At 70.1% G+C, this 20,658-nt stretch carries 21 protein-coding genes; 20 read left to right on the forward strand and 1 reads right to left on the reverse strand.

Annotated features, from left to right (window positions below):
• Positions 1-249 precede the first annotated feature (249 nt).
• From ABT369_RS26395 to ABT369_RS26485, 19 genes are all read left to right on the forward strand, one after another.
• The gene (locus ABT369_RS26395; protein WP_350615805.1) at positions 250-1,113 is read left to right on the forward strand and encodes a hypothetical protein; all 864 of its coding nucleotides are present in this window, start codon (positions 250-252) and stop codon (positions 1,111-1,113) included.
• A 127-nt stretch (positions 1,114-1,240) separates the two neighbouring features.
• Positions 1,241-2,050, forward strand: coding sequence for a hypothetical protein (locus ABT369_RS26400; RefSeq protein ID WP_350615807.1), 810 nt, complete (start codon positions 1,241-1,243; stop codon positions 2,048-2,050).
• A complete protein-coding gene (locus ABT369_RS26405) occupies positions 2,047-2,805 on the forward strand; it encodes a tetratricopeptide repeat protein (RefSeq protein ID WP_350615809.1) in 759 nt (252 codons plus the stop codon). The genes ABT369_RS26400 and ABT369_RS26405 overlap by 4 nt, the downstream gene beginning before the upstream one ends.
• Positions 2,805-5,153, forward strand: coding sequence for a hypothetical protein (locus ABT369_RS26410; RefSeq protein ID WP_350615810.1), 2,349 nt, complete (start codon positions 2,805-2,807; stop codon positions 5,151-5,153). Before ABT369_RS26405 ends, ABT369_RS26410 begins: the two co-directional genes overlap by 1 nt.
• A 131-nt stretch (positions 5,154-5,284) precedes the next feature.
• A complete protein-coding gene (locus ABT369_RS26415) occupies positions 5,285-6,124 on the forward strand; it encodes a hypothetical protein (protein ID WP_350615811.1) in 840 nt (279 codons plus the stop codon).
• 139 nt (positions 6,125-6,263) lie between these two features.
• Complete coding sequence (locus ABT369_RS26420) at positions 6,264-7,136, forward strand: endonuclease/exonuclease/phosphatase family protein (protein ID WP_350615812.1); 873 nt, start codon at positions 6,264-6,266, stop codon at positions 7,134-7,136.
• Positions 7,133-8,065, forward strand: a complete 933-nt coding sequence (locus ABT369_RS26425) for an SAM-dependent methyltransferase (RefSeq protein WP_350615813.1) — start codon at positions 7,133-7,135, stop codon at positions 8,063-8,065. The genes ABT369_RS26420 and ABT369_RS26425 overlap by 4 nt, the downstream gene beginning before the upstream one ends.
• A gap of 143 nt (positions 8,066-8,208) precedes the next feature.
• Positions 8,209-8,598, forward strand: coding sequence for a hypothetical protein (locus ABT369_RS26430; RefSeq protein WP_350615814.1), 390 nt, complete (start codon positions 8,209-8,211; stop codon positions 8,596-8,598).
• 152 nt (positions 8,599-8,750) lie between these two features.
• Positions 8,751-9,467 (forward strand): hypothetical protein, encoded by a 717-nt coding sequence (locus ABT369_RS26435; RefSeq protein ID WP_350615816.1) that lies wholly within the window; start codon positions 8,751-8,753, stop codon positions 9,465-9,467.
• A gap of 76 nt (positions 9,468-9,543) precedes the next feature.
• Positions 9,544-10,707 carry a hypothetical protein gene (locus tag ABT369_RS26440; protein ID WP_350615818.1) on the forward strand — a complete coding sequence of 388 codons (1,164 nt, stop codon included), beginning with the start codon at positions 9,544-9,546 and terminating at the stop codon, positions 10,705-10,707.
• A 155-nt stretch (positions 10,708-10,862) separates the two neighbouring features.
• Positions 10,863-11,567, forward strand: a complete 705-nt coding sequence (locus ABT369_RS26445) for a hypothetical protein (RefSeq protein WP_350615820.1) — start codon at positions 10,863-10,865, stop codon at positions 11,565-11,567.
• Positions 11,568-11,629: 62 nt separating this feature from the next.
• Positions 11,630-12,634, forward strand: a complete 1,005-nt coding sequence (locus tag ABT369_RS26450; protein WP_350615822.1) for a glycosyltransferase family 2 protein — start codon at positions 11,630-11,632, stop codon at positions 12,632-12,634.
• Positions 12,627-14,246 carry a carbamoyltransferase family protein gene (locus tag ABT369_RS26455; protein ID WP_350615824.1) on the forward strand — a complete coding sequence of 540 codons (1,620 nt, stop codon included), beginning with the start codon at positions 12,627-12,629 and terminating at the stop codon, positions 14,244-14,246. Before ABT369_RS26450 ends, ABT369_RS26455 begins: the two co-directional genes overlap by 8 nt.
• A gap of 25 nt (positions 14,247-14,271) precedes the next feature.
• Positions 14,272-16,377 (forward strand): glycosyltransferase, encoded by a 2,106-nt coding sequence (locus ABT369_RS26460; RefSeq protein WP_350615826.1) that lies wholly within the window; start codon positions 14,272-14,274, stop codon positions 16,375-16,377.
• On the forward strand, positions 16,374-17,003 hold the full coding sequence (locus ABT369_RS26465; RefSeq protein ID WP_350615828.1) for an AAA family ATPase: 630 nt from the start codon (positions 16,374-16,376) through the stop codon (positions 17,001-17,003). Before ABT369_RS26460 ends, ABT369_RS26465 begins: the two co-directional genes overlap by 4 nt.
• Positions 17,000-17,395: a hypothetical protein gene (locus tag ABT369_RS26470; RefSeq protein ID WP_350615830.1), complete on the forward strand. Its 396-nt coding sequence runs from the start codon at positions 17,000-17,002 to the stop codon at positions 17,393-17,395. The genes ABT369_RS26465 and ABT369_RS26470 overlap by 4 nt, the downstream gene beginning before the upstream one ends.
• Complete coding sequence (locus ABT369_RS26475; protein ID WP_350615831.1) at positions 17,392-17,694, forward strand: PTS glucose/sucrose transporter subunit IIB; 303 nt, start codon at positions 17,392-17,394, stop codon at positions 17,692-17,694. Before ABT369_RS26470 ends, ABT369_RS26475 begins: the two co-directional genes overlap by 4 nt.
• On the forward strand, positions 17,691-18,158 hold the full coding sequence (locus ABT369_RS26480) for a PTS sugar transporter subunit IIA (protein ID WP_350615833.1): 468 nt from the start codon (positions 17,691-17,693) through the stop codon (positions 18,156-18,158). Before ABT369_RS26475 ends, ABT369_RS26480 begins: the two co-directional genes overlap by 4 nt.
• A gap of 210 nt (positions 18,159-18,368) precedes the next feature.
• Entirely contained in the window at positions 18,369-19,040 is a 672-nt protein-coding gene (locus tag ABT369_RS26485) for a hypothetical protein (RefSeq protein ID WP_350615835.1), read from the forward strand.
• Here ABT369_RS26485 and ABT369_RS26490 read toward each other — a convergent pair.
• Positions 18,986-19,525, reverse strand: a complete 540-nt coding sequence (locus ABT369_RS26490; protein WP_350615837.1) for a transposase — start codon at positions 19,523-19,525, stop codon at positions 18,986-18,988. The two genes, ABT369_RS26485 and ABT369_RS26490, sit on opposite strands and share 55 nt — an antisense overlap.
• A 503-nt stretch (positions 19,526-20,028) precedes the next feature.
• Between ABT369_RS26490 and ABT369_RS26495 the strand changes: the two genes are divergently transcribed.
• Positions 20,029-20,358: an STAS domain-containing protein gene (locus tag ABT369_RS26495; RefSeq protein WP_350615838.1), complete on the forward strand. Its 330-nt coding sequence runs from the start codon at positions 20,029-20,031 to the stop codon at positions 20,356-20,358.
• Positions 20,359-20,658 lie beyond the last annotated feature (300 nt).

The following is a 20,658-nucleotide window of genomic DNA, read 5'->3' on the forward strand; positions in this document are numbered from 1 at the left end:
CACCGGACCCGTCCTGCGAGCCACGCGCAGCACGGGTTCGGCGCGGACGCCCGGCGACGCCGCCCACGCGGCTGGCGGCCGGGCGCGGACGGACGGCGGTGCACCTCCACCGCCGAGGGTTCGCCCGCCGTCCGCGCGGGGTGGCTCCGGACTGCCTGCCTCCCGGCGGCCCGGGCCACCCCGCACCGCCGGACGCGAATCGCGACGACAGCCCAGGCAAGCCCACCGCATCTTCTGCACGGAGCCGACATGCCCCTCAACCGTCCGCTGCCACCACCCCGGCCCCAGGCGCTGCCCGGGATACCGGAGGGCAGCCGCGTGGTGACGGTGCCGTTCGCCCGCCGGTTCGCGGCCCTGCTCGCCACGGACACGGTGCAGCGCGCCAAACACGAGCATGGCCTGCACCTGGTCTTCGCGGTCTGTGGCGCGTGCGAGCCGTGCCGCGTCTACAGCGGCACGGTCAGCGCCATCGCCCAGCTCAACGAAATCGAACCGACGCTGTTCCAACCAGCAGCGCCAAGCAGAGACGATCGCGATGGTCACCGTGGATCGCGTGACTGGTCGCCCGGGGTGTCGGCCGCCGTGCAGCTCGTCGATGGCGGTTACGCCGACGCGGTCCGGGCGAGCAAACGGCGTGCCGCTCAGACCGAGGCCGTCGATGGCAACGTACCCGGCCCGTGGGGCAATCACTGCCTCTACGCGCTGGCGGCATTCCTCGTGGACGTGTTCAGCGGACTGGTCGAACCGCCGCCGGTGCTCTGGATGCCGTACGACGCAGGGACGTGCGTCGCCGCGGATGCCGCGTTGCGGCTGCTGGGCTGGCCCACCGATCTCGTCGCGGTCGTCGCATCCGACGACCGGGCACCGTCGTGGCCGGTATCAGCGCTTGCGCCGTACCTCGGCCCGCGAGCTGCCGAGAACCGCATCGAGGCTGTGACACCCCATCACGCCGCGGCAGCACAGCAGCTCCTGGCCCGCGCCGGGACCACCGGCGGTAGCCCGCACGACGCCCACGGCGTGGCGGGCCTGCTCGCCGACCGCGGCGCCGACCGCGATCTGGTGCTCGTGCCGCAGGTCTCAGCCGGTGGCAGCACCGGAACGGGGACCCGCTAATGCCCTCCATCAACGAACGTCACGACACGGACAAGCCGGCCATCGCGATGGGACAACCCCGGCCACCCGGAACCCTAACCACAGCACGAGGCAATTCCACCGAACCGCGAGAATGGAGCGACCGGGCATGACCGCATACGCCTCCCCCGAAACGGTCGCGGCGATCTCGGTAACGATGCAGTGCACGGTCCCGATCGGCGCGGCATCGGCAACGGCCAGCGAGATCCCAAACGTACGGGACCTTGCCCGCGAAGTCGCCGATGCGATCAGCGATGGCCGAGTCGCCGGAGTCTTCCGTACGGTGCTGCCGGGCGCCGGTGCCGCCGTCTCGGTGCGGGTCATCGCCGGGCATGTCACCGTCGCCCCGGCGTCGGACCCTGCTGGAATAGCCCCGCTGGCGACAGCCGGCGAGCGGGTTGCGGTGCCGTCGACGGTGCTGCTGCTGCCGATTTGGGGCACCGATCCCCCCTCGGCGTGGTTGATGGCGGCGCATCAGCCGCGGCGGCCGGCCTGGTGCTGCGCCACCTGCGCAACACCCTGGCCGTGCGCCGTCCAGCAGGCCAGCCTCACCGCCGCGGTCTACGCTGGCAACGGCCGCGGGGTCGGGCTCACCCTGACCGGGAACCTCGCCGCCGCCTCGCTGGATCAGCCCGGCGCCTGCCCCGGCTGCCTGACCCAGCAGTTCTTCAGCTGGATCAGCGACGACCTGTACGCCTTGATCGTCGCCGACCCATCTGCATCGGTAACCGGTGACGGTTCGGCGACGCGCGACCGCTTCGCTGAGCAGCCCCCAGACGACGAACCGGGGGCACGGCCGCGCTCGCGGACGTTCACACCCGCGGGTCACCTCCCCAACTGCCCGAATATGCCGCCCGCATCAGCACGGCTCGGATCACCTGATGGCGCGGACGCCTGCCTGGGTGGTGGGCGCGGATGACGACCGCCGACGGGACTACCCGCAGCGACAGCATCATCTTTGCCGGGCTGCTCGCCGAGATCGATGCGGACGGGCCGGCCGCCGCCGTGCTCGCCGATGTCCTTCGCGAGCTCGATCCGGCCACCGCGCTGCCAGACGAGTGGCTCATCGAGGCGGCGATGCTGTACTCACGCCTCGCCGAACCGACCCCGGACCTTGTGCCCGACGACGTCGCCTGGGCCGGATACGCATACCAGGCGGCGCGCGCCCGCTGCGGCCCGGACCATGCCACCACCCTCGCGGCGATGGACAACCTGGCCGGCGTGCTGTACGTGCGCGGCCGGTTCGACGAGGCCAACCGGATACGCCGGGACCTGATCCAGGTGCACCTCGACCACGGCAACATCGACGCGCACCTGATCCAGCGGATGGAGCTGGCCGAGCAGTTCCACGCCGCGGGCCGCTGCGACGCAGCGATCGAGCAGTCCGAGGCCGCGTGGCAGGCGTGGATCAGCCGCTACGACCCGGCCAGTCCCGACTCGCTGTGGATCATGCTGCAGTTCGTCAGCATGCTCATCGCCTGCCACCGGTTTGATGAAGCCGCCGCCGTGCGCAACCTCGCCCAGTTCACACTGCCCAGCAGCGATCACCCGCTGAAAGCCGGCTACGACGCGTTCGCCGTCACGATGCCCGCCACGATCATCCACCATCGCAAGGTCTGCGCCCGCCAGGACCCGACGGCAGCGGACGCGTCCGGACCGGAAGGGGTGTGCTGATGGGCCGTTCCCGCCGCCCGATCCGGCTACGGATGACTGGCCGGTGCGCCCTGGTCCGCGCCGAGCGCCTGTTAGAGGACGGTCGCGCCGCCGAGGCCGCCCAGCTGATGGTGAAGACCTACCTGCGCGGGCAGGACCCGCAGACCGCCGTGGCGGACGAAGACCTCATCGACGCCGTCGGCTGGTATGTGCAGGCGGTCGACGCTGACCCGGCCGCGATCCCGGAACCTCTGGCGTGGGCCCGTTGGGCCTACGCCGCTGCCCACCAGCTGCACGCGGATGGCCCTGACCTGGACACCCTGCAAGTCGGTGTGGGCGCGCTCACCCATGCCCTGCTTCGGGCCGGCCAGCCCGAGGAAGCCCTGATCGTGCGGCGTGAGGCGATCCAGGTTGCCGCCGCCCGCGGTGATACCGTGCGCGCCCGGCGCCTGCACGGCTATCTGGCCTCGGAACTGCATGCGATCGGCCGGTGCGCGGAGGCCGCTGACGAGGGGCTGGTCGCGGTCGAACCGATCTTCGACCTCGGCCTGGCCGCCCCGGCGGACGACATCGCCGCTGCAGTCGGGGTCTTCATGGCGCTGGAGTCCTGCCACCGCCACGACGATGCCGCCGCGCTCGTGGCCCGGCTCGGCCGGTATCCGGCCGGGTTGGCGGCGGTGGCGCTGGTGACGCTCGTGGCGGACACCGGTGACCTGCTCCACGTGCTGTCCCCGGACTTCCAAGCCCATACGGGGCAGCATCACGCCGATACACGATGTGCCCGGCTGGATTGCCCGATCGCGCACGGCGGCGCGGTCGGCGCCAGGTTCTACGGTGCGCTGCTGGCCGGCCATGACCCCGAAACGGCACCGGCCGACGTCGGCCTGATCCGGGTCGCGACCCGCTTCGTGCTGTTCCCCGGCGCCGACCAGCAGGAGGCCGACGCCGCCGCCTGGGCTTCCTACGCGCACCGGTCCACCCTGGCCACGCCGGGCGCGCGCGTCGATGAGATCACGGCCGCGACTAGGGTCGCGCTGCACGTGGCGGACCGCCGCGGCGCCGCGCAGGCCGGGATCGACGCGTGCCGCGCCGCCCTCGCCGCGCTCGCTGGCCGTGCCGGGGTCGGTGAGGTGGTCGCCGTCCGGCTGGAGCTGGCGCGGCGGCTGCACCGCGCCGGGTTCTGCGCTGAGGCGCTTACCGAGGCCGCCGCCGCCCTCGTCGCCTACGAGGCGATCAGTACCGGCCGCGACGTCACCGGTGTCACGCAGTACCTGAGCGTGGCCTCGATGTTCGACGCCTGCCACCGGCACGACGACATCCACGCCCTCGGCCTTACCTCCCCGTTCGACGGCGCCTACTTCAACGACCGGACCGACGTGCTGGCCGGCTGGCTCGTGACATTCGAGGAGTCGCGGCAGAACATGCTCGAGCACCTCCGCACGTTCCACCCAGACGCGGCCTGCACCCACACCAAATGCGCGACCAACCTGGCCGCCGCGGCCGACATCCCGCACCAGCGGGCCCTGCGCCACATCGTGCATCTGTATGACCAGCACCGCATCGACGACGCGATCGCCGCCGTCCGGCAGCACCTCGCCGAACACGACCCCACGACCAGCCCGCCGTCACAGGGCCTGGCCCGGATCGCGCTGTGTCACCTCACCAACGCCGTCGAACACCTCCCCGACGAACGCGACGCGTCCGTCCTGCCGTGGGGCCGCTATGCCCGGCACGCCGCCGACGCCCTCGACCCCGACCGCGGCACCGGCTGGACCGCGCTCATCTCCATGTTCGTGCGCGCGGCGACACTGTATGGCGCGCACGCCGAAGCGATCGACGCCGCCGCCGAGGCCAGTAACCATGGCACCGACTCCGGCGACATTCCCGCCGCGATCAGTGCACAGTTCGAGTTCGCTGCCGCGCTGCACGCTGCCGGGCACTGCGCCGAAGCCCGTGACCATGCCACCGCGGCCTGGCACGACGCCCTCGAACACCTCGACCCGGCCGACCCGGAGCAGCGGCTCGCCGGGCTGCTCGCCGGCACCGACCTGATGCACCTGCTCGGCGACTGCCACCAGCACGAACAGGCCGTCGCCGTGATGGCACGAGCGGCCATCACCTACGGCGCCCACGACACCACCACCGAGGTCGACGCCAGCACGGAAGACCGCGAACGGCGGTGGCAGCGCGCCAACCGGGGCTTCATCCACCGCAGCGACCGCCACCGCACCGCCTACCACGTCACCGACCCCTGCCTCGACCAGCACGAACACATCGACGCCCCCGTCACGTTGGCCCTGCAAGGCATCCCAGCCCACACCGACGTCATCCCGTTCCTCGTCGCCGTCGTCCACGCCGGGACCGCCTGATGACCCCCCGGTTCTCGTAACCGCCGCCGGCGGCACCGGGATGCTGACCTGCCCGTTTCCCCGGCTGCCCGGCCCCCGCGCACGCCGCCAGTCGATCGATCTCATACCTCGCGTACAGGAGTACACACCGCATGACGGCCGAGTACGTGCAGCTTGTCAACCAGCGCCGCGAGGTGCAGACCTCGATCCGAACCTTCAGACATCCGGTCACGGACCGCACGGTCACCGTGATCGGCACTTTCCACCTCGGTGAGCCCCGGTACTTCGTGGGGCTTCGCGAGGCGATCGACAAGCTCGAAGCCAACGGCGCCGTCATCCACTGCGAAGGCTCCCGCCTGCTGCCCTGCGACGACGCCACCGCGACCGACGACGAGCGGCAGCTGCTCGCACAGCTGCGGAATGCCGATGTCGTACAGGATCAGCGAGTCGCCGCGCTCGGCTGGGTCGGACAACTCGACGGCCTGGAATATCCGCCGACCTGGCAGATCGTCGACCTTGACTTCCTGGAGATCATCCGCCGTCTCGGCCCGGCGCTCGCCCGCACGGTCGCGCGGGACAAGCTGCGCCGGTTCGGCGGGACCGCCGACAACCCCAACGGTCTCAATCTCATGCGGCTTGGCATCGCGGTGCTCATGGGGACCATGTCCCAGGACCGCAGCGTCGTCCAGGTCGCCGGCCGCCGTCATACCGAATTCGACGTGCTGATCAAGGCCCGCAATGCCGGTGCGCTGCACGGTGTTGCCAGCACCGATCGGGACACCGTGCTGATCTGGGGCCTGGCGCACCTGCCCGGCATCGACGCCGGTCTCGTCGAGCAGGGTTTCCTGCGGCACGGCGAACCCGAATGGCACACCGTCGCGCGGCGGCCCACGATCCCGAACGCCCTCTGGCGGCTCGCCACCCGCCGTGCGACACCCGCAGCAATGCACCCGATGACGGCGTCCCGCAACCGGAGGGGAACCGCATCGTGATCACCGTCGCACCGTTCGACATCGGACCTCAGCTTGCATGGCCGCGACGCCGCCGCGGGCGACGGTGCCGGAGCGTCAACGGACCGGGTGAGCCGTGTGACGTGGCCGGCACGGCTGCGCACCGTGGGATGGAGACGAGATGAGCGCGACGATCAGCGTGCTGAGCTACAACTTGAAGGATTACGGCAAGTCCGCGGTAGCGACGCGGCGGCAGCAGCATGAGCTGCTGCGCTTCGAACGGCCGGATGTGCTGTGCCTGCATGAGATCTGGGACGACGGCGACGATCTGTCCACACTGGACCGGCACGTGGCCGCCATCGCCGAGGCAGCCGGGATGGCAGGCATGGCGGTACCCGCACGCCGGTCCCATTGCCACATGGCGATCCTGTGGCGCCCCGACTTCACGGCACTGTCTCAGCGCAGCCACCGCCTGCCCCTCTGGCACGGACTCGGCGTCGTCCAACTCGACGTCGGGGCCGCCGTCCCGCTGCGGGTCGCTGTCACCCATCTGGCCCCCTGGGATCCTGAGCATCGCCTCGCCGACGCCCGGACCATCACCGGACTGCTCGATGACCCCGGGCAAGCCACGGTCATCGCGGGCGACTGGAACACCTTCGGCGCCGACCCCACCTACGATCCCGAACCGGACTGGTCGGCGCTCCCTGCGCGGAAGGTCTGGCGCCACGTGCGGTGGAGCGACGACCCGGACACCCCACCCCGAGCCGACCGGCGCCCCACCGAACTGCTGCACCGCTGCGGCCTGCACGACGCCGCAGCCCACCTGCGGGCGCCCTGGCAGCCGACCGGCGGCCACATGGGCACGGATCTGTCCCGGCGGTTGGACGCGATCTGGACCACCCGACCGCAAGCGCTGGGCGGCTACCGAGTCATCGACACACCCGTTACACGTCTGCTCTCCGACCACCTGCCGATCCGCATCGATCTCGACCCGGCGATGCTCGGCCCTACCTTCGCCGGCGTCCCCGCCGGCTCCGCCCAGGACACACCATGACCGACACCACCCCACACCAGCCCACCACGCTGTTCACGCTGCCCGACGGCCCCCGGACCGCGTCCCGGTATGACTTCCTCCTCGGCGGGAAAGACAACCTCCACGACGACCGCGCGTCCGCAGCAGCGCTCACCGCAGCGTTCCCGGACATCGGCGTCGCGGCACACGAGCTGCGCCGGTTCATGCACCGCGCCGTGCGCTACCTCGTCGCCGAGGCCGGCGTCCGCCAGCTCGTCGATGTCGGCGTCGGGATGCCCAAGCCGCCGAACGTGCACGAGATCGCTCACCAGCACGCGCCGGACACCCGCGTCGTCTACGTCGACCACGACCCGATCGTGATGGCCCATGCCCGTGCCTTACTCGTCCCCGGCGACGGCTGCGCACCCATCGGCTACCTCGAAGCCGACCTCCGCGACCCGCACGGCATCCTCGCCAGCCCCGCCATCACCGGCCTCGACCACGACCAGCCCGTCGGCTTGCTGATCCTGGCCGTGCTGCACTTCATCCCCGATGACGAGCGCCCGGCCGACCTTGTCCGCGCCCTGCTGGATGGGTTGCCGCCGGGCAGTCACGTCGCGATCTCGCACACCACCTTCGACCCCCTGCCCGCCGGGGTTCGCGCCAAGCTCGACGCGCTCCCTCCCGGCCGGCACGGCACGTTCCAGGCCCGCACCTTCGACCAGGTCGCCGCGCTCGTCGATGGCCTTGACCTCATCCCGCCCGGCCTCGTCCCGATCAGCCACTGGCGGCCCGACCTCAACGACGACGGCGACGAGCTCGCCGTACCGGCGCAGGCCGCCGGATACGCCGTCATCGCCCGTACCCCCTCCGCCATCCGCACCCCCGGCCGTGGCAGCCGCAACACCGGCCCGGCACAGCGCCCCGCCCAGCCGGTCAGTCTTCCGCAGCCGCAGGAGGCCCGCTCGTGATCCCGCGCCGCGCTGCCGGTTCCGCTGCGGCGACACGCCTGGCTGCGGTTCACGCCCTCGCCCGCCGTCATGGGCAGGCCGCCCGGGGCGAGGACGCGCATCCAGACCGGTGCCCAGAGGTAGGCGCTGCGCGCCGAGCGACGGTGCAGACGCATCGATTCGACGACACCGACGCGGTCCTGCACGCGCGCCTCGCCCGGGCGGTCCACCTGCACGCCGCCGGCGGATGCAGCGATGCGGTCCGCGATGCCACCGCCGTCTGGCGGGAGTGGACCGCCCGGCATGCCCCCATCAGCCCCGCATCGCAGGTGCTGGCGCTGAGCCTGACCGGCATGCTCACCGCCTGCCGGCGCGTGTCGGAAGCCGACCGCATCATCGCTGAGGCCGGCCTTGCCCTCGCCGACGTTGACGGCCCGTTCCGCGACGCCTACCACCGCTACCTCACCGTCGGCGCCGCCGAACGCGTCCTGCACCGGCAGATCTGCGCCCACCGCGTCGAGGCCCGCGCCACCCGCACCCGGGAGTCTCGATGAGCGGTCAACACCCAGCCCGCGAACCCGACGGACGTCACCGTGCCCGGACGGGGTCAGGTTCGATGCTCCAGCTGAGCGCGGCCTGTCTGGCCCTGGCTGTGCTGGCCGCCGCCGCAGTCGGGACCGTAACGGCACGAACGTCGGCAGTAACGGTGCGCCACGCCGCCCCAGCGCGGACGTATCTGACCGCGCCTGCGCTGCTGCTCGACCTCGCCCAGAACCTGACGGCCACCGCCGCCGACCGGCACGCCGGCCCCGACAGCTGTACCATCCTGCGCCGCACGACGATCCACGGTGACGGCAGCCCGGGCCCCACTGTCACCAGCGTCCGGGTGCTGCACCCCGACGGCTCCGGACTGCTGCTCGAACAGGCGCACACCAACGTGACCACCGCCAGCGGCTGGTCCCGCACCACGTACCCCGTGGGGCAGCTGCTCGCCGGATTCGCCGAACCGCTGCCCGACGACCCGAACGTGCTCGCCGCCGCCGTCTTGATGGCGACCGCCACGTCCGGCAGTTCCAGCAGCATGCAGGTCGCGGTCCTGGCCGACCTGGCCAGCCTGCGCTACCTCGACCAACCACACCGCCGCACCGTCCTGCGCTTTCTCGCCACGCTGCCCAGCAGCACCATCCTCGGCGACGGCCGCACCATGCGGGGCGAACCAACGATCGGCGTCCGCTTCGACGACGGAACCCCGACCAGCATCGACCTGTGGTTCACCGCCACCACCGGGCGCCTCGTCGCCATTGACCTCACCGACACCGGCACCGGCCGGTCACACACCCGAACCGACCTGCTGCACAGCGCACGCTGTCACCCCGCCGACCTCGCCCCCGCCGTGACCGCGCTCACCGCGACCGCCCCATAGCCAGCGCGAACAAACCCATCGCAAACCCCACGTCCTCACCCGGTTGCTGTTCGTCTTCACGCCCTGAAGGACACCCGTGACCTCCTTCACCACCACCCGCGCGTCCCGATGCCAGTCCTGGCGCATCGCCGCCGCTGGTGCCGCCATCCTGCTCACTCTCACCACCATCCCGGCCGCCGCCCTGTGCAAGCGGGCATTCGGCGGAGGCAACCCCGCGATCAGCCCCAACCTGCCTCCGCCAAGCTCGCCACCGTCCGGCCCGGCATGCGCCGCCCCGTCCGACCTTGTCCCGCCGACTCCCACCAACAGCAGGACCGGCCCGAACCCTGACCAGCGCGCCATGCTGAACCTCGCCGCGCAGCTACACGAGTCGGCCGACGACACCAGCACCGGCGACCACACCTACCTGCGCTACGGGCTCCAGACCGCGGCCTCCGCCAGCCACACAGGCACGGGCTCCACCGTGGCCACGTTCCGCACCGTCGACTACAAATACCTGATCGGCGACGATCGATCAGGAACCGGAACCGTCACCCGCTACCCCGTCGCGGAACAGGGCCCGCAACCCGGCAGCCCCGGCGCGGTCACCGAGCACCACATCTACCGCGCCCACCGCATCTTCCCGATCTTCCCGACCCCCTTCGCCGGCAACCCCACCGCCGCGCCCGTGCCATCCAGCGATCCCGACCATCCCACCGCGTCCGATGTCATCCGCGACACCGTCGCCCTAACCGCCGCCACCAACCAACCCTGCCCACGCCGCGTCCTCATGCTCACGATCCTGGCCGCCTACGGCGCCGTCTATCGCGGCCCCAGCAACGACCGCGCCGGCCGCCCAGGCATCGCCATCACCGCCGACAACCCGGAACACACCACCCGCGACACCCTCATCGTCGATGCCGCAACCGGCACAGTCCTCGCCCACCAGCAACAAGCCATCGCCGGTCCAGCCACCCGCGGCAGCGCAACGACCCAGACCACGCTTGTCGTCACCTCCTACGCCAACCGGCGCACTGCCGTTGCAGGAGTAGACGGGTCGACACCAACGGCACCAGCGCCGCAGCAGACGCACGCGCAGCCACCGCGCTATCGCCGCTCGCGTCAACACCGCCGGCCCGGCACGCCGGTGCGGTCGCACGCGACCAGTGATAGCGCCTGGTCCCAGCAGTCCCGGAGCCGTCTCGGTACGGTCCGCGACAGCCGGACGCCCCGGCGTCGCCGCGTGATCGGCTTGTGTTGATGGACCGCTTCACACGGACTGGAACTGGCAGAAGAAGCTCACGAACCGCGGTGAACGGCGGGGGAGCTGAAGCGGGCGTCGAAATGTCCGGAGCTGGGTGGGTGCCGGCCACGGCTGCGGCTGGCCGGACCGTGAGTGCGCCTGGTTCGCGCCCGTTGGCGGTGCTGCCGTCGGTCCCGCCGGGTGATGTCGAGCTACGTCACGGCTACACGTTGGGTGAGATCAATCGGCTGGCGACGACGGCGGTGGTCCGCGATGTGTTTCATCAGAGTCTGCCGTTCGCGGAGCGGCTCGAAACGGCGTGGTCGGCGATGGTGGAGTGCCTGTATGCCGCCGAAGCGGCACCTCGCGCTGGTGAGCTGATCCGGGCGGCGTGGAACGGTTTGCGGGCACAGGCTGAGGATGAGTGGCGGACGCATGGCATCGGCCGGGCGTCGGTGGTGGACGGCGACGCAACGATGGTCAACTTCTGGCGGTACTGGTGGCCGCAGGCGCGCACGACGCCCAGCCCGGAAGACCGGGTGGTCGACCGGGTCGCCCTCACCCAGATCTGGCCGATGCTGAGCCCGACCTACCAGCGGCTGCTGGTGGCATTGGCCGTCTACGACGACTACGGCCGCGCCGCCGAGGCATTGCACCGGCCACGGGGGTCGTTCACCACCCACATCTCCGCCGCACGCCGCGAGTTCCTCGGATGGTGGCATCAGGGCGAAGCGCCGTCACGCGTGTGGGGCCAGGACCGGCGCCGCTACGGCCGCCAGAACCGGCCACATTGGGCCACGACAGCCGTCCGGAAACGGTCGGCGGCCCGGCGCCGCGCGGCAGCAACCCGCGACAGCACACCGAAGGACGATGCGTAGCTCATATCCGTCTGTGCGGAACCTTCGAAGGTGTCCATCCGGCAACGATTGGAGGCTCGACCATGGCCGGGCAGGTCGCACATGCATCGACCCGACCGAGGGGTGCGATCGACGCCGCGAGCGCCGGCGAGTCCGGGCTGCTGGCCAGCGTCGTCGTCGCGGTGCACGGAAATGCCCGGGACCTGGCGGGGCTGCTTGCTGCGCTCAACCGCCAGGACATGGGAACCGGTCTCTTTGAGTTGGTCGTGGTCGACAACCATCCGTCGGCCGTAGTGGAACCGGCCGTGTTCGCCGCCGCTGGATTCGGCTGGCAGTTGGTGCATGAGCCGATAGCGGGTGTGAGCCGCGCGCGCAATGCCGGGATCAGGCGTGCGAGGGGCGCATGCGTGCTGATCACCGATCCGGATTCCCGGCCCGGCAGCACATGGGTGAGGGAGCTAGCCACCGCGCTCATCGAACAGGCGGCTGCTGTGGCGGGTGGCCCGGCGATACCTCGGCTTCCGCTGGAGGCGGTGCTGCGCCCGCAGCTTCGCCAGTGGTTCGTGCCTCCCGTCTGGCCGGAACGCACGCAGGAGCTCACACCCCCGTATTGGATCGTCGGATGCAACATGGGCTTCCGGCGTACCAGCCCGCCGCCGATGTTCGACGAGAATCTCGGGGCCGTCGGCCGCCGCCATCGCAGCTGTGAAGACCTCGAATTGGTCATCCGGGCGCAGATGGCCGGCCAGCTGGTGTTGCTCGTTCCCGCCGCGGTCGTGCACAGGACCGTCACAGCCGATGATCTTCGCCTGCGGGCGCTGCTCGGCCGGGCGTTCTGGCACGGCGTGTCGGTCGCGCAGCTGCGCAGGAACGTCCCGGCCCGCTACATCGTCGACAGCTACCGGCTATGGGATGTGATCAGCGAGAGCGATCACCTGACCCGGCTGACCCACCTGGCTCGCCTCGCCGGATATCACGGTGCCCGTCTCGCCGCGAAGCTGCGCACGCACAGACGAGACGCCGAACAGCCCAGGCCGTCGCACAAACCCCCAGATGAGCCCAGGAAGGAAGCTGATCAGCATGCCTGACCCCGTCGCTGTCGGTCTTAACCTCGGACATGACGGCGGATGCGCCGTCGTACGCGGCGACGCCGTCGTGGCGATCGCCGAGGAACGGCTCAACCGGAAGCGCTACAGCGACGGCTGGCATGCTTCGCTGGCCTACTGCCTCGACAGCGCCGATCTTGACCTTGCCGACGTGGACATCGTCGTGTTCAGCTGTGTAGGCCCAAGGCTGCCGGCAGGGTTCACCGGAGGGCTTGACCGCTATGGCGTCAAGCCGAGCAGGATCGTCAGTGTCGATCACCATCTCTCCCATGCCTACAGCGCGTTCTGCCTGTCGGGCTTCGATGACGCTCTGGTGGTGATCGCCGACGGCTCGGGAAATGACCATCAGACGGAGAGCTACTTCCTAGCCAACTCCGAAGCGCTGACGCGCGTCGGTGGTAACCGTGCAGGCCGCCCTCGTGCCGGTGGCGTTGGCGCTGTCTACGAGGCCGTTACCAACTGGCTGGGCTTCGACGGACAGGAGTCAGGCAAGACGATGGCCCTGGCATCTTTCGGCGATGCCTCGGCTATCGGCGTGCCCTTGTTCGGCGTGCATGGACTCCAGGTCGAAGGCCGCCTCAGTCGTACCCACGACCGGGGCCTGTCAGACTTCGCCAAGGCCAGCGGCCTGGACCTCGGCGAACCCGGTAACTGGCATGGCCCCCGAGCCCGGGACCTGGCCGCGTGGGTGCAGCACGAGACTGAAGAGACGCTGGTCGAACTGGTCGCAACGCTCATGAGCACATTCCAGCAGCGGCGGGTCTGCTTCGCCGGTGGCGTGGCGATGAATTGCGTGGCCAACGAGGTGATCCGCCAGCGGACAGGCGTGCAGCTGTTCGTTCCGCCGGCGGCTTCGGACCGTGGGCAGGCTCTGGGCAACGCGCTGTTCGGTATGCATCAGCTCACCGGGCGTGCGCCGAGGATGCCGCTTGGGGGCCGCGATTCCTTCGGCCGCACGTACACCAGCGAGGAGATCCACCTCGCGCTGCGCCGCCATCCGCGCGCTGGACGGGCACACCGGTACCCGATGCCCGGTTTCACATTCCGGTGGGAATCCGATCCCTCCATCGTGGCGGCGGACATGATCAGCGAAGGAAGGATCATCGGCTGGTTCGAGGGTGGCAGCGAGCTCGGTGCCAGAGCACTCGGCTCCCGCAGCATTCTCGCCGATCCACGCCGCGTCGACGTCCGCGATCAGCTCAACAGTCGCATCAAACATCGCGAATGGTTCCGTCCCTTCGCGCCCGCCGTCACTGCTGCGGACGCCACAGCGTGGTTCGAGCTGGAAGGCGAAAGCCCGTACATGCTCTTCGCGCCGAACGTGCGCGACAGCGTACGCAACCAGCTGTCAGCGGTTACCCACGTTGACGGCAGTGCCCGCGTGCAGACCGTCGACCCCGACGTGCATCCGGCCTTCCACCGGCTGATCAGCAGGTTCGGTGAGATCACCGGGTTGCCCGTGGTGCTCAACACGTCCTTCAATGACACCGAACCGATCGTCGAGAGCCCGGCTGACGCGCTGGCCACGTTCTGTCACACCGATCTCGATGCGCTCGTGATCGGCAACTACGTCGTGGAGAAGACCAGTGCGTGACGGCCATCGGGAACGCCTACGAGCCGTGGTCCTGTTCGACACCGCCGGGTTCCTGCACTCGCTGCCGCTCACGGGTGCTGCCGCCCGCACCCTGGAGCTGAACAGGCACCTGCTTGACCACGGGGTGGACGTCACGCTGCTGCTGTGTGACCTGAACCCCCGATCCCGGCCCGCCAAGGACTGGCCCTTCCCGGTGCGCTACCTGGACTTCGACGTCATGTATGGCAACGGTGACCAGCTCACGACGATCGTCAGCGAGCTCGCCCCGCACGTGTTGGTCATGTCGAACACCGAACTGACCGTCCGGTACGGCAGAACCCTCGCCGACGCGACCGGCAGCGCCCTGATCTACGAAATGCACGACAACGAAGCCGACCTGGCACGAACCATCGGCGGCACCGACCCCGAAGTCCGCCGGGCGACCACGCTGCAAACCGCAGCGGCAACCCTCGCCGACGCGGTGGTCACCTTCACCGGACGCGACGAGGCTGCGGCTCGCGGCTTCGGCGCTACCGCCGTGTTCGTCGTGCCGTGCGGCGTGAGCCGTGATCGGAGACGAAGCCGTGATCGGAGAAGGGCGACCCAGCCGGCGGCGGCCGTGGCGTTCGTCGGGAACCTCTTCTACGAACCGAATGTCCGGGCCGTAGCGTTTCTGCACGACCGGCTACGCGAGAAGCTGGCGACGGTCGGCGGCTGGATCGACGTCTACGGCCGCTATCCACGCACACTGCGCCATCTCGGTCTGCCCGGCATCCGGCTGCATGGCCCGGTGGTCGACCTCCAGGCGGCCCTTCGCACTGCCGCCGTGGGGGTCGCGCCGTTGGACTCGGGCGGTGGGATGAAGCTGAAAGTGCTGGCGTACATGGCGGCCGGCCTGCCCGTGGTCGGCACCAGAGAAGCTTTCGCGGGCATTCCCGACCCGCAGACCTTCGGGCTGGTCTCCGCGGCCGACGCGATGGCCGACTTCCCGGACCTCGTCACGCGACTGCTGCACGACAAGGTCATGCGGAAGCGGCTCGGCGATGCCGGCCGTCGGCTCGCCCTCAATCGGTTCTCATGGCCCGCGTTGGCAGCCCATGCCGCGCACGTTTACCGCAAGACCGCCCAGGACAGATCACGACCGACTGGCACGCCGCACGTGTCGGCCGACGCCCGTCACCTCGCCGACCGCCAGCCATACTGGCTGCTCGAATGGCTCTCCCGGGAGGAACCTCGCATGCACGACCACGCCAGCGCAGTGACACGGCACCCTGTCCTCGCCCGACTGGCAAACGAGATCGAATGCGCCCGTCAGGCGGCCGAATCCGCCCTCGGCGTCGCCTTCGACGGCGAGGCGATCCCCGGCTACGGCGGCCGTTCCATCGTGTTCGTCAGCTCCGAAACCGTCCTCAAGATCTACACCCACCGCCCTGCGGAACGAGCCCGCCGGGAGCTGGCCGGACTGGCGCTCGGCGGCCGGCGGCCGGGCTTGGTCACGCCATCCGTGCTCGGGCACAACGACGTGCCGGGCGCCTTGTCGTGGGTGGCGATGAGCAAACTGCCAGGCACGCCGCCGTCCGATCCCAGCGACCGCGACGAGACCGGCCTGCTCGGAGCGATGGCAGCGCGCCTGCACACCACAGGCGCGGAGGAGCTGTCCGAGCTCCCCATCTTTCTGCGCAACATCCGCCCGCTACCAGCAGATACCCCCGCGCTGAGCACCCGCCTCGCCACCGTGCTTGACGAGACGAAACACCAGCAGCTCGCGCAATGCCGTCAGGGATTCGTGCACGGCGACTTCTCGGCGCGCAACACGCTCATGGCACCCGGGCGCGACCCGGGGGTGATCGACTTCGAAGGCTGCGGCGTGGGGTGCGTCTACGAGGACATCACCAATCTCTACGTGCAGAACTGCCTCATCGACGGCCGTGACATCAAGGTCATCCTGGCCGGGTACCAGTCGGAGCAAGCGCGGCTGCGCTCCGACGCTGCCGAGATCGACTCAGGGCACCTGCTCTTCCACACCGCCCTGTACTTCCGCTGGGTCCTGCAATGGGCCCCGGAGATCGACGCCCCCCTGACCAGCCAGATCCTCGACCTCGTCGCGCCCGTGCTGGACGCGCTCGAACACGACCCGCAACATCTGCCATGATCGCCCTCGACGGCATGCCCGGCGCCGGAAAAACCACGCTGCTGCGCCGACTGCATGACGCGGCCCCTGGCCAGGTCAAGATCTTCCCCGAAGCGCAACCAGCAGACCACAGCGACGACCTGCAGGTCGCCAGAGACCTGCTCAACGAGGCCGCCGACCGCATCACGACCGCCGGACAGCTCGGCACTGCACAACCCGGCCTGGTAGTCGCTTCCGACCGCTGCCACATCGGGGTCCTGGCCTACCGTTACGCGCTCGCAGAGACCGGCCGCAGCCCGCACCGCGCGTTCGACGACGCCCTGACCCTGTGCCACACGATGGGCCTCCTCACACCCCGTACCAATGTCTGCACGTTGGTCTTCCTTATCGATCCGAAACGCTCTATCGCCCGCCGAGCCGGGTACGCCACCGATCCTCGGTACGCACTCTGGTTCGATCGGTCTTTCCTTGCCGCCTATCACGAGTTCCTGACCCGCCTGGATGCCTGGATCACGCCTCATCCCGAACTGATCTCGATCGAGGCTGACGACGACCTGGGCTGGCCCCAGCTTGCGGCACTGCTCCCACGCCCCCTTGCCGGCAAGCTGACAGCCGTTCTCACACCGGCAGCACGGGAGGGCCGATGACGCACGGGCAGGCACCCACGACCCGACGGCTTCTCCGCCAGCTCGCCACACCGCCGGCAGCATCAGCCGGCTCACGCGTACGCAAGGACATCGCTGGGCTGATCGACGAAATCCGGACCCTCCTGCTCGCCGACGAAGACAGCGATGCGCTGAGCATCTCCGCCAGCACGCTGCATCAGTGGCGCACCAGGCTCGATCAGGCTCTGCATGCATTCGAGGCAGCCGACCCAGACGCATGGGCGCGCGTCCGACAGCCAGGAACCTGGCTCGACAACCACCTCCGGCTGCGGTCCCTCCTCGCGCACGAGGTCGCCAAAGCCTACTGGGACAACACGACACACATCGAATACGCGTCCATTGACATCGAACGCTACTTGTGGGGTGCCCGATGAACCTGAGACCCGGCATAGACGACGTCACACCGAAACACGTGGCCGCCGCCGAGGCGATCGTCGGCGCACTCGGCGGGCCTGCCAACATCACCTCCCTTGAGCATTGCGTCACCCGCCTGCGCATAGCACTGGCCGATCTGCGGCTCCTCGACGACACGAGACTCCGAAGCCACCCCGCCGTGCTCGGCGTACTACGGCGGGAGACGCTCCAGATCGTGGTCGGACCCGCAGCGGTCACCCCGCTCGCCACCGCCATGGCGCAACTGCTCACCGCCGCCGCAGCCGACGACACTCCATGATCACCCGGACCCTTGCCGTGCTGGCACCGCTGGCAGGCGCCGTCCTGCCCCTGGCCGATGTACCAGATCCCGTATTCGCGCAGGAACTCGTCGGGCCAGGCCGGGCGATACTGCCTGGCGTGCTGGAACAGACCGTCTCCGCGCCGATAAGCGGCGTGCTGCGGATACTCACGCCTCACGCGTTCGTCGTCGTGGGGCAGGACGACCGGGCGGTCCTGGTTCACCTGGGAGTCGACGCGCACAGCGGACGGCAGCCCGCAGCACAGGCCCTCGCCCAGGTCGGCCAGCAGGTGTCCGCCGCCGAGCCGATCCTCAGCTGGCTGCCGTCGCGAACCGACCCAGCCCTGCACAACGCGTGCCCGGTCGTGGCTCTTGACGCCATACCGAAAGCGCTTCTCGGCGCGCATCAGGGCGACATTAGCGCAGGTAAACACCTATTTTCCTGGCAAACCGGCGGCTCCTGAACAACCGAGAACAGCATCAACGCTGCGAGCACACCACGGAGGTCGTCGCCCTCTCCATCGGCCGTGCCGCCGAGGAGGTGACGGCAGCTGAGCGTGCCGCGCTATGGGGTGTCTCGTGGATCAACGCGGCCTGCGCCGGGTCCTGGCGGCGGCTCGCGCTGATCCAGAAACACCCCGAGCACCGAAAGCCGTTGCGTATCATCACTTTCCGTGTGGTGGCGGGCGGCTTCGGGAGGTGTGGTCCTGGGCGGCCTCGCCTACGCCGCCGACTTTTGCCAGGGCCTGCTCGCCGCCGCGATGCTGCTGCTGTCGAGCAGCATGTTCGCCTGGGGCGCGGCCGGCCTGGCCTTCGGCTTCGCGGCCCGGGACCGCCGCAGCGCGATCGGCGCCGCGGTCACCGTCCTCACCGTCGCCACACTGGTCTACTACGGCATCATCCTCGTCGACGGCCACCGCTGGCGGGATGCCGTCACCGACGGCGACGCCTTCCCCGGTGCGTCGAGTTTGGTGTCGGTACTGACGGCGACCGCCTTCTGGACCGCCGCCTCGGTTGCCGGCGGGACGGTGCTGGGCCTCCTCGGGCAGGCCATCCGCCGGGCCCGCCCCAATGTCGCGGCGCTTGCCGCGGGCTGCGCGTTCGCCCTGCTGGCCGGACAGGGCGCGGTCGCTGTCACGCGCACCCTCGGCGCCGGCTGGACCTGGCTCGTCGAGGGGGCCGCCGAGGTCCTGCTCGCCGTCGCACTGACCGCCACCCTGCTCGGCCGCGGCCCCGGCCCGTCCCGCTGGTGGACGTTCGCCGGGGCGGCCGTCGCGCTGCTGGCGGCGAGCTACGCCGTCTGGGTCGAGCTCGACACCATCCGTACCACCGGCAGCCTTTGGTGAGGTACTGAGGGCGTGTCCCGTGGATCTGCGGTGAGGTCGCGTAGCCAGGTTTGGTGGTGGCGATGTCGATGGTGGCCAGGTACATGAAGGCGCTCTTTGTCATAGCGGGTGGCCACGGCGCGGAACTGTTTGAGCTTGCCGACCGCGCGTTCGACGGTGTTGCGCTGCTTGTAGCGCTCAGCGTCGAGCGCTGGTGGCTGCCCGCCGGCAGCACCGTGTTTCCGGCGGTTGGCTTGCTGGTCGGCGCGTTCGGGGTTGGTCGCGGCGATCCCGCGGCGGCGTAGGTCGGCGCGGATCGCGCTGATGGAGTAGGCATTGTCGCCCAGGATCCGGGCGGGTCGGGTCCTGGGCCGGCCGTGGCGGCGGGGCATGCGGATACCGGCCATCACCGCCGGGTAGCCGATGCGGTCGTGGCGTTGCCCGGCGGTGATGGTACGGCTGACGGGTCTGCTGCGGCGGTCGGCGGCGGTGCAGTTTGGTGCCAAACCCGCCCCGGGACCGGGCCCAGCGTTTCGGGTTCAGCGACCTGTTCGGGGATTGGCCGCCGCTACGGCTTGGAACAGTCGGCCGGTGGCTGGTGCCGTGCGCCGGCAGCGTGCTGATGGGCGCGGACGACGGAGCTGTCCACGCCGAGGGTCCATCTGGTCACGACCTCCGTGGGATTGCGCCACGTGCGAGGGGGCGAAGAAGGCATACGCCGGTCCGCAGGGCCAACAGGCATGTCCGCCCTACTCAGTCCGGCCCGGACCTGGTGCCGTCCTGTTAGGGGCATCGGCGAGCCCCCATGGCCTCGATCCGCGGTCGGTGAGGGTTGTAGTGCGAGGCGCACACGTCGGTTGACTGGCGCGCGGCGTGATCGGCCCGTCAGCGCTGGTCAACCGACTGGTTCGCAGCTGGCCGGACAGGCGACGGGGGCATGCCGCTCTGTCAGGGGAACCGATCCGTCCGCCTGCTGTGCCGGTCTGGGTGCCGTCGTACCGTGGGATGCATGTCGATCCGCTTCCTACCGCTGACGGTGGCGATCGTTCCCATGCGGTCCGCGAGCGGGGTGCTGCGGGTTGCGGTTGCCGGGGATATCGACGAGTCCACGGCGCCGGCCCTGCGGACCGCGCTTGACGATGCAGCGGTCGGGCATCCGGCCGGGCTCGAGGTCGATGTTGCGGAGGTGACCCACTTCTCCCTGGCCGGATTGCGAGTCTTCGACGACGTGCAGCGCCGGCTCGGCGGTGCGCTGGTGCTGCTCGGCGTGGGCCGGCCGGTCCGCCGGTTGCTGGAGCTGCAGGATCGGTTCGGCCCGACTGGCATTGTCCGGCGATGACGGTCGAGAAGCGGCCCGGGCTGGTCCTGAGGCTCGGCGACGCCGACTACCGGTACGGCACCGGCCCTCTCGTGTTGCGCGTCGAGCGTGTCGACGTCGAGAACCGGTCACCTTCGACGGGGAGCTCTGGTACACGGTGCACGGCGTGCAGTTGAGCAGCGACGGCGCCGAACGCGGCCCGCGCAGCACACTGGTCCGAGGTCGCAGCCTCCCCTCCATGCCCTGACCCGCCGGCCGGCCGAACCGCCATCGGCAACGTTCGCTGGGCCGGAGGTGGCGAAGGTATGGCAATCGAGCCTG

Source organism: Dactylosporangium sp. NPDC000244 (genome assembly GCF_040300725.1).
GTDB lineage: Bacteria > Actinomycetota > Actinomycetes > Mycobacteriales > Micromonosporaceae > Dactylosporangium.

Bases quoted from the DNA above. Each gene is read 5' to 3' on its own strand.
- ABT369_RS26395 (WP_350615805.1), top strand. From the start codon at position 250: ATGCCCCTCAACCGTCCGCTGCCACCACCCCGGCCCCAGGCGCTGCCC.
- ABT369_RS26400 (WP_350615807.1), top strand. From the start codon at position 1,241: ATGACCGCATACGCCTCCCCCGAAACGGTCGCGGCGATCTCGGTAACG.
- ABT369_RS26405 (WP_350615809.1), top strand. From the start codon at position 2,047: ATGACGACCGCCGACGGGACTACCCGCAGCGACAGCATCATCTTTGCC.
- ABT369_RS26410 (WP_350615810.1), top strand. From the start codon at position 2,805: ATGGGCCGTTCCCGCCGCCCGATCCGGCTACGGATGACTGGCCGGTGC.
- ABT369_RS26415 (WP_350615811.1), top strand. From the start codon at position 5,285: ATGACGGCCGAGTACGTGCAGCTTGTCAACCAGCGCCGCGAGGTGCAG.
- ABT369_RS26420 (WP_350615812.1), top strand. From the start codon at position 6,264: ATGAGCGCGACGATCAGCGTGCTGAGCTACAACTTGAAGGATTACGGC.
- ABT369_RS26425 (WP_350615813.1), top strand. From the start codon at position 7,133: ATGACCGACACCACCCCACACCAGCCCACCACGCTGTTCACGCTGCCC.
- ABT369_RS26450 (WP_350615822.1), top strand. From the start codon at position 11,630: ATGGCCGGGCAGGTCGCACATGCATCGACCCGACCGAGGGGTGCGATC.
- ABT369_RS26455 (WP_350615824.1), top strand. From the start codon at position 12,627: ATGCCTGACCCCGTCGCTGTCGGTCTTAACCTCGGACATGACGGCGGA.
- ABT369_RS26465 (WP_350615828.1), top strand. From the start codon at position 16,374: ATGATCGCCCTCGACGGCATGCCCGGCGCCGGAAAAACCACGCTGCTG.
- ABT369_RS26470 (WP_350615830.1), top strand. From the start codon at position 17,000: ATGACGCACGGGCAGGCACCCACGACCCGACGGCTTCTCCGCCAGCTC.
- ABT369_RS26475 (WP_350615831.1), top strand. From the start codon at position 17,392: ATGAACCTGAGACCCGGCATAGACGACGTCACACCGAAACACGTGGCC.
- ABT369_RS26480 (WP_350615833.1), top strand. From the start codon at position 17,691: ATGATCACCCGGACCCTTGCCGTGCTGGCACCGCTGGCAGGCGCCGTC.
- ABT369_RS26495 (WP_350615838.1), top strand. From the start codon at position 20,029: ATGTCGATCCGCTTCCTACCGCTGACGGTGGCGATCGTTCCCATGCGG.